Origin of the sequence: Streptomyces sp. ISL-96 (assembly GCF_018614035.1) — a bacterium.
In the GTDB taxonomy this organism is placed as follows: Bacteria; Actinomycetota; Actinomycetes; order Streptomycetales; family Streptomycetaceae; genus Streptomyces.
This window is the reverse complement of the sequence record NZ_JAGGPA010000063.1, coordinates 1-13,357: the sequence shown is the minus strand read 5'-3', so window position 1 is coordinate 13,357 and position 13,357 is coordinate 1. Positions and strand designations below refer to the sequence as shown.

Annotated in this window: 14 protein-coding genes, 1 tRNA gene and 1 pseudogene; 14 read left to right on the top strand and 2 right to left on the bottom strand. The window is 69.3% G+C overall.

The features are described 5' to 3' along the window. The first annotated feature begins 48 nt into the window (after positions 1 to 48). The 12 genes and pseudogenes from J7E96_RS31000 (at position 49) to J7E96_RS30950 (ending at position 10,192) form a co-directional block, all read left to right on the top strand. Positions 49 to 122, top strand: a tRNA-Ala gene (locus tag J7E96_RS31000). Positions 123 to 987: 865 nt separating this feature from the next. After that, on the top strand, positions 988 to 1,710 hold the full coding sequence (locus J7E96_RS30995) for a hypothetical protein (RefSeq protein ID WP_215136202.1): 723 nt from the start codon (positions 988 to 990) through the stop codon (positions 1,708 to 1,710). Positions 1,711 to 1,948: 238 nt separating this feature from the next. Further along, the gene (locus J7E96_RS30990) at positions 1,949 to 2,095 is read left to right on the top strand and encodes a hypothetical protein (RefSeq protein ID WP_215136200.1); all 147 of its coding nucleotides are present in this window, start codon (positions 1,949 to 1,951) and stop codon (positions 2,093 to 2,095) included. A gap of 102 nt (positions 2,096 to 2,197) precedes the next feature. Next, complete coding sequence (locus J7E96_RS30985; protein ID WP_215136198.1) at positions 2,198 to 2,626, top strand: DUF6153 family protein; 429 nt, start codon at positions 2,198 to 2,200, stop codon at positions 2,624 to 2,626. An 87-nt stretch (positions 2,627 to 2,713) separates the two neighbouring features. Then, positions 2,714 to 3,346: a DUF305 domain-containing protein gene (locus J7E96_RS30980; protein WP_215136196.1), complete on the top strand. Its 633-nt coding sequence runs from the start codon at positions 2,714 to 2,716 to the stop codon at positions 3,344 to 3,346. Positions 3,347 to 3,561: 215 nt separating this feature from the next. Then, complete coding sequence (locus J7E96_RS30975) at positions 3,562 to 4,107, top strand: DUF4396 domain-containing protein (protein WP_215136265.1); 546 nt, start codon at positions 3,562 to 3,564, stop codon at positions 4,105 to 4,107. A 4-nt stretch (positions 4,108 to 4,111) separates the two neighbouring features. Next, a pseudogene (locus tag J7E96_RS37865) lies at positions 4,112 to 4,204 on the top strand (four-helix bundle copper-binding protein); the annotation flags it as partial. 15 nt (positions 4,205 to 4,219) lie between these two features. After that, positions 4,220 to 4,666: a hypothetical protein gene (locus tag J7E96_RS30970; RefSeq protein WP_215136194.1), complete on the top strand. Its 447-nt coding sequence runs from the start codon at positions 4,220 to 4,222 to the stop codon at positions 4,664 to 4,666. A gap of 165 nt (positions 4,667 to 4,831) precedes the next feature. Then, a complete protein-coding gene (locus J7E96_RS30965; protein ID WP_215136192.1) occupies positions 4,832 to 5,251 on the top strand; it encodes a hypothetical protein in 420 nt (139 codons plus the stop codon). Between the two features lie 68 nt (positions 5,252 to 5,319). Further along, positions 5,320 to 6,471 (top strand): PLP-dependent cysteine synthase family protein, encoded by a 1,152-nt coding sequence (locus tag J7E96_RS30960; protein ID WP_215136190.1) that lies wholly within the window; start codon positions 5,320 to 5,322, stop codon positions 6,469 to 6,471. Then, entirely contained in the window at positions 6,468 to 7,772 is a 1,305-nt protein-coding gene (locus J7E96_RS30955; RefSeq protein WP_215136188.1) for an MFS transporter, read from the top strand. Before J7E96_RS30960 ends, J7E96_RS30955 begins: the two co-directional genes overlap by 4 nt. A 284-nt stretch (positions 7,773 to 8,056) precedes the next feature. Next, positions 8,057 to 10,192, top strand: a complete 2,136-nt coding sequence (locus J7E96_RS30950) for a tetratricopeptide repeat protein (protein ID WP_215136186.1) — start codon at positions 8,057 to 8,059, stop codon at positions 10,190 to 10,192. On the opposite strand, the gene J7E96_RS38595 is transcribed toward J7E96_RS30950, so the two are convergent. Next, positions 10,176 to 11,288: a hypothetical protein gene (locus tag J7E96_RS38595; protein ID WP_308296222.1), complete on the bottom strand. Its 1,113-nt coding sequence runs from the start codon at positions 11,286 to 11,288 to the stop codon at positions 10,176 to 10,178. The genes J7E96_RS30950 and J7E96_RS38595 overlap by 17 nt on opposite strands. Before the next feature lie 734 nt (positions 11,289 to 12,022). Then, the gene (locus tag J7E96_RS30940; protein WP_215136278.1) at positions 12,023 to 12,196 is read right to left on the bottom strand and encodes a hypothetical protein; all 174 of its coding nucleotides are present in this window, start codon (positions 12,194 to 12,196) and stop codon (positions 12,023 to 12,025) included. Positions 12,197 to 12,372: 176 nt separating this feature from the next. On the opposite strand from J7E96_RS30940, the gene J7E96_RS30935 reads away from it, so the two are divergent. After that, positions 12,373 to 12,960 (top strand): TetR/AcrR family transcriptional regulator, encoded by a 588-nt coding sequence (locus tag J7E96_RS30935; protein ID WP_215136184.1) that lies wholly within the window; start codon positions 12,373 to 12,375, stop codon positions 12,958 to 12,960. A 47-nt stretch (positions 12,961 to 13,007) separates the two neighbouring features. Then, complete coding sequence (locus J7E96_RS30930; protein WP_251070698.1) at positions 13,008 to 13,334, top strand: hypothetical protein; 327 nt, start codon at positions 13,008 to 13,010, stop codon at positions 13,332 to 13,334. Positions 13,335 to 13,357 lie beyond the last annotated feature (23 nt).

Genomic DNA, 13,357 nt, shown 5'->3' with positions numbered 1-13,357 from the left:
CACCGAGATCAATAATCACGCAGAGTCTCGTATGATCAAGAGCGGGATGGGGCTCGTAGCGCAGCGGTTGTCGCGCCTTCACCGCATGTGGGAGGACGCCGGTTCGAATCCGGTCGGCCCCATCCCTCCATCCCCGCCCATCCCCCCGCGAGTCACTACGGCGGAAGATTCCTTCTGCGGCGTGTCGCCGGGGCGGCCTGGCAGGTCGGGGGTGCGTCGTTCCCCGAGCGTGAGACCGAGGGGCTCGCGCAAGGGGGCGGTAGTCGTTCTTCCTGATGTGCAGCTATGCTCCCCGGCATGCTTGCGGCCCGGCGGATGCTCCCCGCGCTGCGGACCCGCTCTGATGCAGCGGGCCCGTGGCGGACATGGGTGCTGTCCGCGCTGCTCCTCGCACTGACGTACACACACGGTGTCAGCGGGGAGAGCGCCGCAGGCCATGCACATCCCGTGGCGTCCAGCACGGTGGCCGTAGGCGCCCAAGACGCCGCCGGTGCGGTCGAGCACGGCCACAGCCACGATGGGCTCGGCTCGCACTCCGACCAGCGACACTCCGACCACCACGATGATGCCCCGGAGCCTGACCACGCGGCTCACCAGTGTGTGTCCGGTCACCCCGAGCAGAGTGTGGCGCTGCCCGCCCCGTGCGGGGCTCCGATGATCCGGCCTCCGCACACGTCCGTACCCATCAACGGTCGGCCTGCGGCTGCCCCCTGGGCGTCTCCCCCCTTGCCGGACTCAGCGGTTCTACGGATCTAAATCTTCGCGTCGCCTTCGAACCGGTCGACGACTCGTTGGGCACACGCCGCACCGTCTTCGCCTGCGTGTCCGCAGCGGTTCTGCCATGCCGCGCCATGCCCTTCTGCTGTCCGCACGCGAAAGCGACGCGGAGCTGTAGGCCTGCCCGGCTGTTTGTCCTCACGTCTCGTTGAAGGCCGCAAGGCGATCAGTCCTGCGCCACCGAACCCACCCTTGAAAGGCCAGCAGCTCTTGTCCTCCTCATCCCGTCTCGCCACAACCCCGCCGCCGACCCCGTCGGAGCCGACCCCCAGCCACCGCCGTTCCGCCAGTAGGCAGCAAAGCGCCTCCCTGCCGTGGCGCTACCTCGGTTACGTCGGCTACTACGTGGGTGCCGGACTCATCAGCGGCGCGGTCGTGCATCACCCGATGGATCCGACCCGCTACTCCGTGATCGCCGGGGCCGGCGTGCTGGTCTTCCTTCTCGCAACCGTCCTCAACGACATCATCCTTGCGACCGAGAAGCCGGCCCTGTCACGCATGGCGCGGGTGCTCGGCACCTCGACGATGCTGTCGTTCGGTCTCGGCATGCTCAGCGGTGGCATGCAGCATTTCGCAGACCTTCCGGACCGCTGCGCCGTGCTGATACCGCTGGGGATCGTCCTGTCCTTCGTCGCCTACTTCCTGAAGGAGGACAAGACGCCGTGGCGGCGCATCTTCGGTCTCATGGGTCTGGCAGTCCTCGTCGTCACAGCACTGACCTTCGCGGGCCTGCGCCACATTGCGCCCACCATGGCCGAGGTGCCCGGAGGGGGACACAGTCACGGCGATGCCGTGACCGAGAAGAGCGACGGCGAAGGACATGAGGGTGACCAGGGCAGCGGCACCGCCGATCCGACTTCCGAGCCCAGCCCGCCCACGAAGGACACTCACCCGAGCGAAGAGCCCGGGCACGAAGACGGCCACAACCATTGATCCGAAGCCTCCGCCGGTAACCCCCCGGGTGCTGACTGCGGAGGCCGCCGATCACTTACGGTCCGGGCCACTGCGCACCCACACACGGGCGTCAGTGGCGGTCGACGTTGCGTCCGGCATGCGGGGACCCTCCGCAATATCCTGAGATGTGCCCCTCCATGCAGCGGGCCTTGCGCCTGCCGGCAGGGGGAGGCTCTAGCGTCGTCGCGTAGGCACCAAGCGGGAAGGAGTTCACCTCATGGCATTCATCGAAGGCGAGGTGTACCGGTGCCCAGACCCCGACTGTGGCTGTGAGATCACCGTGACCAAGGGGGCGACTCCGGGCCACGGCGGGGACGAAGCACCCACGTGCTGCTGCGGGCTCCCCATGGAGAAGGTCGGCTGAGCCGCCCTGCTCTCCCGCCCCTTCACGTGGTGAGGGGCGGTACGTCGAGCCGCCGCAACGCGGTCAGCGGTGCGGCAAGGGACGACGATTAGGATGCCCGGTATGAGACAGCAGGCGTGGTGCGCAGCCCGACCGGGTGCGGTACGGGCGTACGTGCTGCTGGTGCTGGCCGTGCTGGCGGGTGTGGTGGCCATGCACGGTCTGGGGCCTGCTGTCCCTCTGGCGTCGCCCTCCGCCGTACCGGACGTCCGCCACGCGGTCACGGCTGGGGCCTCCTCGCACACCGACCCAGCCGAATGTGAGGACTGCATTCACGTCGGTCACGACGAGGGCGGTGTCGGCGGACACGCCGAGCACGCCGACGCCACGTGCGCTGCCGGCGGCACGAGCGGAGCACCCGCACTGCCCGCGCTTGCTCTGGCTGTGGTGGTTACGTGCCCGACGGCTGAAGCACCCGCAGTCGTGCCGGCGGCGACGCTGGGTGGGCGGGCCCCGCCCTCATTGAGCGAACTGCAACTCCTGCGCATATAGGGCGGCCCCGGCGCGCCCGCTCCCTTTGGGCGGTGCCGCCGTTGAGAGCCATGCCTGATCGCACGTACACACAGGAGCTGCACCACCATGACCGCACACCGTTCCCTGATTCGTCGTGTCGCCGCTGTTGCCGCCGCGGCCACCGCCGCCGTCGTGCTCGCCGCCTGCGGCGGGGGAAATGACAGTTCGGCCGGCCATGACGGCCACGACAAGACCTCCTCGCCGAGCGCGTCGGCCTCCGCCCAGGAGGGTGAGCAGAACGCCGCCGACCTCGCCTTCGCGAAGGGGATGATCCCGCACCACCGGCAGGCGGTCGAGATGGCCGAGCTGGCGGAGACCCGGGCGCAGTCCCCCGAGGTAAAGAAGCTGGCCGCGGAGATCAAGAAGGCGCAGGACCCGGAGATCAAGACGCTGTCCGGATGGCTGACCTCCTGGGGCGAGGAAGTCCCCAAGGAGAACGAGATCGGCGAGCACGCCGGGCACTCCATGCCCGGAATGATGACGCCCGAGGATATGGACAGGCTGGAGAAGTCCTCCGGCGCGGCGTTCGACACCGCGTTCATGGAGCTGATGATCAAGCACCATGAAGGCGCGATCGAAATGGCCAGGACCGAGCAGGCCGACGGTGCCTACCGGCCGGCCAAGGACATGGCCGGCGACATCATCACCTCGCAGAGCGCCGAGATCACCCGCATGAACAAGTTGCTCGGCAAGAGCTGACCGCACGAGCCGCGATGCGGGGGCCGCCACCAGCCGCCCCCGCATTCCCCCAGCCGCGTAAGGCTTCCGCGCCCCCTGCCCCAGGGACCGGCCACCTTCCACCTACTAGCCCCAGTGCCACCGGCCGTGATCACCTCCTGTGCTGTGCTGTGCTGTGCCGGGCGGTCCCCTCGGGCTCAGACTGGAAAGAGGAGAGGGAGAACGTCATGGATCACATGGACCACAGCGCTCATCACGCCGGCACCTCCGGCTCCCAGCACACGGACCGGGAGCACGTCGGGCACGATCATGGCGACCATGGTCACGGCGGGCACACGGGGACTGGTGGCGCTTCCTGGGGTACTGCGGCGAAGGCGACGGCTCACTGCCTGACCGGTTGCGCGATCGGCGAGATCCTGGGCATGGCCATCGGCACCGCCCTGCTCTGGGGCAACGTCCCCACCATGGCGCTGGCGATCGCCCTGGCCTTCCTGTTCGGCTACTCCTTCACCATGTACGCGGTGCGCAAGGCGGGACTCGGGCTCAAGGCCGCCATCCGCGTTGCCCTGGCTGCCGACACTGTCTCCATCGCGGTGATGGAATTCGTGGACAACCTGATCATCGCGCTCACGCCCGGCGCACTGGACGCCCACCTGTCCGACGGACTCTTCTGGGGCGCGCTCCTGGGAGGCTTCGCCGTCGCCTTCGTCATCACCACACCGCTGAACAAGTGGATGATCGGTCGGGGCAAGGGCCACGCGGTGGTTCACGCGTACCACTGACCGCTGCCCCGACTCCCTCCTGTCCGAGGAGATGGTCGCCGACCTGGCCAAGTGCATCCGTACGAACGCCGACTGCGCCGACATCTGCAACGCCACCCGCTAGGATCACGGCGTGGTCACGGCTTCGTCGTACTTCCGCATGTCGCGGGCCCGCTCGTCAGCGGGTCCGCTGCGCGTGTTGTGGGTGGCGATGACGCTGTTCGCCTTCGTGTACGCGCACGCCGTGAGCACCGAAGGCGTCACCAGCCACCTCGACGCAACCGCAACCGCAACTGCCACCGCGCCCGCAGCGGTCGTCCTTCACGGCCATGCGGTCGAGGAACCGCCAGTGGATCACCACGGTGGTGGTCACGACCCGTCCCACCTCGTCCACCTCGCTCAGGAATGCGTGCCCGGCCAGCCGCAGCAGACGCCTGCCCTGGACGCTCCCGGCCTCTGTGCCGTGGCCGAGCAGGGGTCGTCCCCGTCGCCGCGACCTGTCCTGGTCGCGTTCGGTGACGTGGCGGCGGCCAAGCAATTGCCGAGCACGTCGATAAGAGCCACAGTTCTGCAGATCTAGGGACCGGCGACTCTACGCCGGCCCTCGACGCCTCCCGTGGTCATGACTACGGACAGCCCCCAGCGGCTGCGGGCGCGATGCGGCATTTCCCTGACACTGCCCCGCCCGCCCCGCCCGCCGTACGGATGTGCCTTGTGGCGCACGACGGCCGTCTGCGGAGGAACTGTGCCCCCGCCATCCCGCATTCGCCCACGCCCCGCTGCTTCCCCTGCGCAGCGCCGACTGCTCACCCTGCTGCTGAGCGGGCTGCTGTTGCTCGTGCTCGACTGTGCGCGGCTGCTGCACGAGTTCGGCGGTGCTCACGGCGCGGTCCGTACCGTCGCCGGCGCCCGACAGAGCACCGAGCACGTGTCTCCCGCTGCGGTGACACCTGCCGACTCCTCCTCCTGCTCGCCGACCGGCTCGGACGTAGAGCCGGCCGTACGGCAGCAGACGCGTAAGCCGATGCCAGCCGCGGCCGTCCCCGAAGCGGCAGCGACGCGCTCGACAGCACCTCCCGGGAGTGAGCGGCCCGCGGTGCAGGAGGCCCGAAGAACCATGTCCGGCCGATTCACGCTCTGCACACTGTGCCGGTGGCGGACGTAGGCCATGCCCTTGAAGTCGCAGCCGATCAGCACCCGACGCGCCATTCACCGAATGAGGAGAGCCGACTTATGCAATCTCCGAATACCTCGCCCCTCGCCAAGCCCGGTCACGCCGCCCTGTCGGGGCTGGTCGGCAACACCCCTTTACTGCACGTCAGTGAGCCCTTAGCTCCTGCCGGACGAGGCTTCTGGGCGAAGCTGGAAGGCTTCAACCCCGGCGGCATAAAAGACCGCCCCGGCCTGCACATGGTCGAACGCGCCCGCGCTCGCGGCGATCTGAAGCCCGCGGCCCGAATCATCGAGTCCACCAGCGGCACCCTCGGCCTCGGCCTGGCCCTGGCAGGCATGGTGTACGGCCACCCAGTCACCCTGGTCACCGACCCGGGCCTGGAGACGTCCATGACCCGGCTGCTCACCGCGTACGGCGCCCAGGTCAATGTCGTGTCCGAGCCGCACCCCACCGGCGGCTGGCAGCAGGCCCGCTGCGACCGCGTCGCCCAGCTGATGCGGCAGCACCCGGATTCCTGGTCCCCGGACCAGTACAACAACCCCGACAACACCACCGCGTACACACCGCTCGCCCTGGAACTCGCCACCGAACTCGCCCACATCGACGTGCTGGTGTGCAGCGTCGGCACCGGCGGGCACTCCGCCGGCGTTTCGCGGGTCCTGCGACAGCTCTACCCCGGCCTGAAGCTCGTGGGCGTGGACACCATCGGCTCCACCATCTTCGGCCAGCCCGCCCGGCCCCGGCTGATGCGCGGACTCGGGTCGAGCATCTACCCCCGTAATGTCGCCTACGACAGCTTCTCCGAGGTCCACTGGGTCGCCCCCGCCGAAGCGGTGTGGGCCTGCCGGCAGCTGGCCGCCTCGCACTACGCCACCGGCGGATGGAGCGTCGGCGCGGTCGCCCTGGTCGCCGGCTGGCTTGCCCGTACCTTGCCCGAGGACACCCGTATCGCGGCGATCTTCCCCGACGGGCCGCAACGCTATCTGAGCACGGTGTACGACGACGACTACTGCGCCGCCCATGGCTTGCTCGGCTTCCCGCCCGCGCCCGAACCGGAGGCGATCGGGCGCCTGGACGAGAAGGAAGTCACCCGCTGGACCCGGTGCACCAGCATCGTGGACCCGCTTGTCCTCGCCCATGACGCGGGCGCGGAACATCCGGAATCCGCCGCGGAGACGCCGTCCGAGACCGATGTGGAGGGGGACCGGTGAAGAGCGTCCTCGCGCAGGTCCGCACGTACGAACGCAGCGTCCAGTTGTTGATGGTGAATCAGTTCACCATCAACCTCGGCTTCTACATGCTGATGCCGTACCTGGCCACGCACCTGGCCGGACCCCTCGGACTGGCCGGCTGGCTCGTCGGCCTGATCCTCGGCGTACGCAACTTCAGCCAGCAGGGCATGTTCCTGGTCGGCGGAACACTGGCCGACCGGCTCGGCTACAAACCGATGATCATCGCGGGGATGCTGCTGCGCGTCGTGGGCTTCGCCACCCTCGGGCTCGTCGACTCGGTGCCCGCGCTGATCGCCGCGTCCGCCGCGACGGGACTGGCCGGGGCCCTGTTCAACCCGGCCACCCGCGCCTACCTCGCGGCCGATGCGGGGGAGCGGCGGGTGGAGGCGTTCGCGCTGTTCAACGTCTTCTACCAGGCGGGCATCCTGCTCGGCCCGCTGGTCGGCATGGTGCTGACGGGTATCGACTTCCGCATCACCTGCCTGACCGCCGCCGGCATCTTCGCGGCCTTGAGCATCGTGCAGGTCCGGGCCCTGCCGGCGCGCCGGGCCGACGGCGCGAAGGTCCAGGCGGACGGCCGCCGGGAGAGTGTGCTGTCGCAGTGGCGGAGCATCCTGGCCAACCGGCCGTTCCTGCTCTTCTCGCTCGCCATGATCGGTTCGTACGTGATGTCGTTCCAGGTCTATCTCGCGTTGCCGCTGGAAGTGCGGCGCCTGGGTGGCGAAGGGGACTTCGGGACTGCGGCGGTGGCGGTGCTGTTCGCCGTCTCCGGACTGAGCACCATCCTCGGCCAGACCAAGGTGACCGCCTGGTGCAAGGCCCGCATGGAGCCCGGCCGCGCGCTCATCGGGGGCCTGCTCGTCATGGGAACCGCGTTCCTGCCGCTGCTTGCGGCTACGGCCGTACCGGTACCCGACAGCGGGGCCGGGCTATGGCTTCTCGCCGCCGTACCGCCGACGCTCGCCGCGTTTCTGCTGGCGCTGGGCACGATGATCGCCTACCCGTTCGAGATGGACACCATCGTCCGCCTCTCCGGTGACCGCCTCGTCGCCACTCACTACGGGCTCTACAACACCATCTGCGGCGTCGGCATCACGCTTGGCAACCTGCTCACCGGAGCCGCGCTCGACGCCGCCCGGGCTGCGGGCATGTCGGCGCTGCCATGGATCGCGCTCACAGCTCTCGGCCTCGCCTGTGCCGCCGCCCTGTACGGGCTGCACCGCACCGGCCGCCTGAAGCCGCCCGCGCCGTCCGCACCGCCCGTGCCCGCCACCGCCTGACACCGGCCCACAACGCGGAGGGGGCGGGGCCCCCATCCGTCCCCTCCGCGCAGGCCCGGCATCAACAACACATCCGCTGGGGCTGCGTGCCTGCGCGTGGGCGACGTGCTCGCCTGTGGTCCCTTGTCGTGGCAGGAACACCCCCTGCTGCTTGGCCAGTTATCGGTCCGTGGGCACCTCGGGTGATCGCCTGGACGCTACCGTGGACTTTGAGGGCGGCGACGCACCCGCGCGTTGGCGCCTTGCAGTCGCGGCGCGGAAGTCCGGACAAGGGGGAGTGCACGATGCTGGATCCCATATCGCTGGCGGCCGCCACCGCGGTTCTTGGTGCGGTCGGTGCGGGAATGGCCAACGAGGCCGGGAAGCGGGCCTGGGAGTCGGCGGGCGGCCTGGTACGTCGAATCGCCGGACGGGAGGTGTCCGCGCCCACGACCTCCCGGGAAGCCGAGGCAGTGGCTCGCCTGGTGTCCGAAGGCCTGCGACGCGAACCGGGGCTCAGTCCCGCATGGGACGCACTCGCGCGACAGATGCCCCGTTTCGCCGTCGCCTCCGCTCGCCCTCAGCTCCCACCGGCACCACGCTTCTTCACCGACCGCAAAGCAGCGATGAAGCTCCTCGGCGAGGAAGCCTCACGCGCCGCCGACGGCCGACCCAGAATCGCCCTGCTGCACGGCCCCGAGGGCATGGGCACCAGTACCCTCGCCCTGCACTGGGGCAGCAGGGAGGCGAACCGCTTTCCTCATGGGCAGTTGTACGTCGACCTGCGGGGCCAGTCCGCCGACAGCGCCCTCGACGCGACAGCCGCACTGAGCCGCCTGCTGGGGCAACTGGGCCTCGCCGCCGAGGATATTCCCCCCACGGCCGAAGAGCGCTCCGAGTACTTCCGGCGCATCGCCTCCGACCGCCGGCTGCTGGTCGTCCTCGACCATGCCTATTCCGCTGCCCAGATCAGACCGCTGATCACCTCGGCCACCGGTCTGTTCACTCTCGTCGTCGCCCGGCATCCGCTGCCTGGCCTTGACGCCCTGCGCATCCCTGTAGGTCCGCTGGCAGACAAGGACGCCAGACGGCTTTTGACGGAAATCGCCGGCAGGCCCGCCATAACCGCTGCCCGCGCCACGCTCGAACCTGTCATTGCCCGCTGCGGAGGTTCGCCGTACGCCCTGAGAGCCGCCGCCCCGCGCCTCTCGGCCCTGTCATCGCACCATCACCCGCGGCAGGAGGTGTTCGCAGTTCCTGAAAACGAAGCCCTTCAAACCGCCGCCGAGGACACCTATCGTCTGCTGGATCCGGATGCCGCTCGACTGTACCGACTGCTGGGGCTGCGGCCTTGGCCCTTCATCGGCCCTGCCGCGGCGGCGTGGGCGGCACAGATCAGTGAGGACGACGCGGCCCGCATCCTGGCGACGCTCGCCGAGCTGCAACTGCTGGAAGGCACGGACGACGGGCGCTACCGCTACCGTCCGGCCGTGCGGCGCCACGCAGAACAGACTGCCGCCCGCGTAGACGGCATCGCGGCGTGCGCCTCGGCCGTCGCCCGCATGACGGAGGGCTACCGGCACACTGCACTGCACGCCGCACACCACGCCCTCCCCGAAAGCTGGCGCGTACCACCCCTGCCAGAGGGATCCGCTCACAGCGCGCACATCGAGCGGGGCCAAGCACTGGGGATCCTCGCCGCGGAAGCGGGCAATATCGTGCAGGCCATGCACACGGCCGCCGAGTTCGGTGACCATCACACCGTGATGGACCTGGGACGGGCGCTGTGGCCGCTGCAGCTGAAAGCCGGCCACCATGACGAACTGCTGCCCGTCCTCCGGCTCGCGGCCGACTCCGCCGCCACCTCTTGCCCCGGCACCCGCACCGCCGGCGCCCTCAACGTACAACTCGCCCACACCCTCACCGAACTGCGACGCTTCGATGAAGCGGAAGCCGCCGCGCTCGCCGCCACAGCCGCCGAGCGGGAAGCCGGTCACGCGCGAGGACACGCATCGGCGACGGAACTCCTCGGGCTGCTGCGATTGCGGCAATGGCGTTTCGACGAGGCGTACGACTGCTTCGAGGAGGCAGGACAGATCTACGACACCATCGCCCCGGACGGCGAAGGAGCGCCGGACTTGCCTCGTGCCCGCGCGCTCCTCGAACGCCATCGGGGTCGTGCGCTGCGCGGCATGGGGCGACGACCCGAGGCACAACAGCGCCTGGAGAGCGCGCTCCAGTTCTTCCGCGACAGCCAGGAGGCCTACAACACGGCGCGCGTCCTGACCGACCTCGCGGAAACTCTGCTCGACCAGCAGGACCGGGCTGCCGCATTGCCGCACATTGATGAGGCGATCAACAAACTCGGGCAGGAACAGGCGTCGTACCCACTCGTTTACCTTCGCGCACTGCGTGAGCAGTGCCTCACTCCCCGGTCGTGACAGCAACCAGATGCGTGGTCCGGCCGGTGCGGACGGTCAGTCCCTGCGCCACGATCTCGTCCGGGCTGGAGCCTGCGGCCAGCCGCGCGTAGAGCGCGGACGCACAGGCAGCGGGATCAGGACCATCCGGCCCCGGCAACAGGCGCAGAACCTCGCCGCCACGGATACGGGCCACACATTCGCCCGGACCGGTGACGAATGCGGCGAGGGCGCAATGGCGGTGCATATCCAGTACCTCGGCCGTCCACCGGGCAGGGCCTCCCCACCGCGGATCCTCAGCGGAGCCCTCACGGAAGATGACGTCGGCGAGGCCCAGCGCGCTCACATCCCGGGTGTCCTCATGAACGGCGGTATGCGCCTCGGCCTGCGCCCCGCCCGTCGCCACCGGCTCGTAGACGGGCGCCGCATAGCGCTCCACCGCCACCGCATCAGTCCCGTCCAGCAGCCGGGTCAGCACACGCAACGGAGCAGTGTGCGAGACCGGCGTGTACGCAGGCATCGGCAACGGCTCCAGAAGCGCAGGCCAGGGCGGTTCGCTCACCCCGACGAGCGCGTAGAACAGACGGCGCAGCCGCAGCGCGGCCTCGCCGGGCAGCGACGTCGTGAACTCCTTCGGCCCCGCCAGGCATTGGTGGCCCGCCAGCAGGGAGGCGACCTGGGGAAGCAGGGGCGCGTACACGTCCAGACGGGGTGCGCGCCGCACAAAGTCCGAGACCGGCGCCAGTGGGTCGAGCCCCGACTCGGGCGCCGCGCCCAGCAGCACCGGGACGCCCAAGGCGGCGGCGTAGTAGGAGACCGACCCGTGATCGCCGATCACGGCATCCGCTGCGATCAAAGCCTGCCGCCAGTCCTCCAGGGGATCGATCAGTGCCAGACCGCTTCGTCGCGCCCGGTCGAGCCACGCCCGGATCTGCCCGGGGCCATGGCCGTGCCAGATGTTGGGATGCAGTACGACAGCGACACGGTATTCATCCGCCGGCAACTCGGCACTCAGGCGCGGCAACAGCCACGGCAGAACGTCCTCGCCGGCATCACCAAAGAGCGAGTCCGGATTCCAGGTCGAGTTGAGCACGACGAACCGCTGCCCGCGCCGCACCCCGAAAGCATTACGGAACCTCTCACGGTATGAACGTGCCGCCAGCATGCGGTCGAAACACGGATCTCCCGCGAGCACCGCCGTAGGGGCGGCCTCGGGGCAGGCGGCTTGCAGACGGTCGAGCTGCTCGGGATGGGACAGCACCAGCGCATCCGCGAGAGGACGCCCTGTCTCCTCCGACAGCAGCCACTCCGGAGAAAGCCCGAAGACAGGTGCTTCCGGCTTCCGGCTTCCGGCTTGGCCAGCGTCTTAGTATAGCCAATTCCGTGCGAAAGTATGGCCAACTTGCCATGGATACGGTGGAGTTGGCCGCCGAAGCTGGCCGAGATGGCAAGATCCACAGGGACGCTGCATGCCTGTTCCCACGGCAATATCGGTACGCCGATACTCGCGAGAAGTTCGGCGACCCCGGAACTGAAGGCGGAGGATCGCGTGCAGGTCGCCAGAAGCTGCACCCGCAGGTCGTCATGGAACAGTGCTATGACGTCGAGCAGGCGGGTGGCCGAAGTGACGTTGTGTACGACCAGGAGCACCCGGCGGCATTGTCCTCGGGCTGCCCATCGAGCGGCGTCATCCCCGACCGGAACCCTTATCCAGCCCGGACGTCCCTCGCTCATCTGTGACCCCTTGGCACTCCGCCCCGCCGTCCTGGCCGGCCCACCCCGTGTGACCGGCCACGATAGGCCATGCGAAGGAATCGCCCCCGGCACCCTCCAGCGAACAGGACGCCGAACTCAGGACTGTGCGGCTTGATCGCCCCTCAAGGTGGACTTGTCCCAGGTCAGCACACGATCCGCCTGCTGATGCGTGAGGTCGGCGAGTCTTCTGGCCTCGGTGAGGACGTCTCCGTGTTCCATGACGAGCTGGTCGTAGATCGGCGAGCCGGGGCTGGTGGGACGGGCTATCACGTTCGGTCTCCTTCGAGCACGGGAGTGCACCGGGCGGGTCCCGGCCTCCGGCCCCTGCCCCAAAGGCGGCGGTTCATGCTCAGGCGAGTCGAAGCGGCCCGGCAGCGGGAGGTGCATGGGGGTGGAGATGTGGCGACCCGCAAATAACCCAACGGGCCGTCCCGTATGGTTATCCCATGAATCTTCCCGGCGCCCCGCGTGGGCGTCCCCGAGACAGCCGTGCCCATCAGGCGATCCTGGCCGCCACGACCGAGCTGGTGACGGAACTCGGCTACGCCGCCACCTCAATCGGAGCGGTGGCCGCCCGGGCCGGCGTCGGCAAGGACACCATCTACCGGCGCTGGTCGTGCAAGGCCGAGTTGGTGTACGAGGCGGTGTTCACCGAAACCGAAGCGGGTCCGGTGCCCGACACCGGCACGCTGACTGGTGATCTGACGGCGCTGCTGGAGTCCCTCATCCAGGAGTTTTCCGCGCCGGCCGTCGCCGCTGCCCTGCCTGGCCTGCTGGCCGACTTTGCCGCCGACCCGGACTTGCAGGCCCGCATCCGCTCCAACTTCCTCGCACCGGCCAAGGACGGTCTGGTGGCAGTGTTCGAGCGAGCCGGCCGGCGCGGGGAGACCGCCCCCAGCGTGCTGGTCGACCTGGTTCTGGACACGCTTGCGGGAGCCGTCTTCTTCCACGTCGGGCTGGTGGGCGAACAGCCCAGCCCGAAGCTCGCCGCTCAACTGGCGGCCATCGTCGGCCGCGGAATCGAGGCCCGGTGAACGGCTGGTTTCTCAGCGCCGGCGCAACCGCGGCCGGGGTCGCCGCGATGCACGCCATAGCAGGTGGTCGGGACGTCGTCCGGCCGCTGCTGGCCGGTAGCCTCCCGGACGAGCCCCGCCGTGTTCTGCACGCCGTCTGGCACATGGTCACGGCCGACATGGTCCTGGCCGCGGCGGCGCTGATCTGGCTGGCCCTGCGCGACCGCCCCGGCAGTGACACCATCGCCTGGCTTCTGGCCGCCCACTTCGTCGCCTACTCGGCCGTGTTCCTGGCCGTTTCCTTGGCCGCGAGCTGGTCGAAGCCGTTGCTGCGCCTGCCTCAGTGGATGCTGCTGTTGCCGGTTGCGGTGCTGGCAGCGGTCGGCGCCGCCTAGACCCAATGCTGGTGACTTTGGCC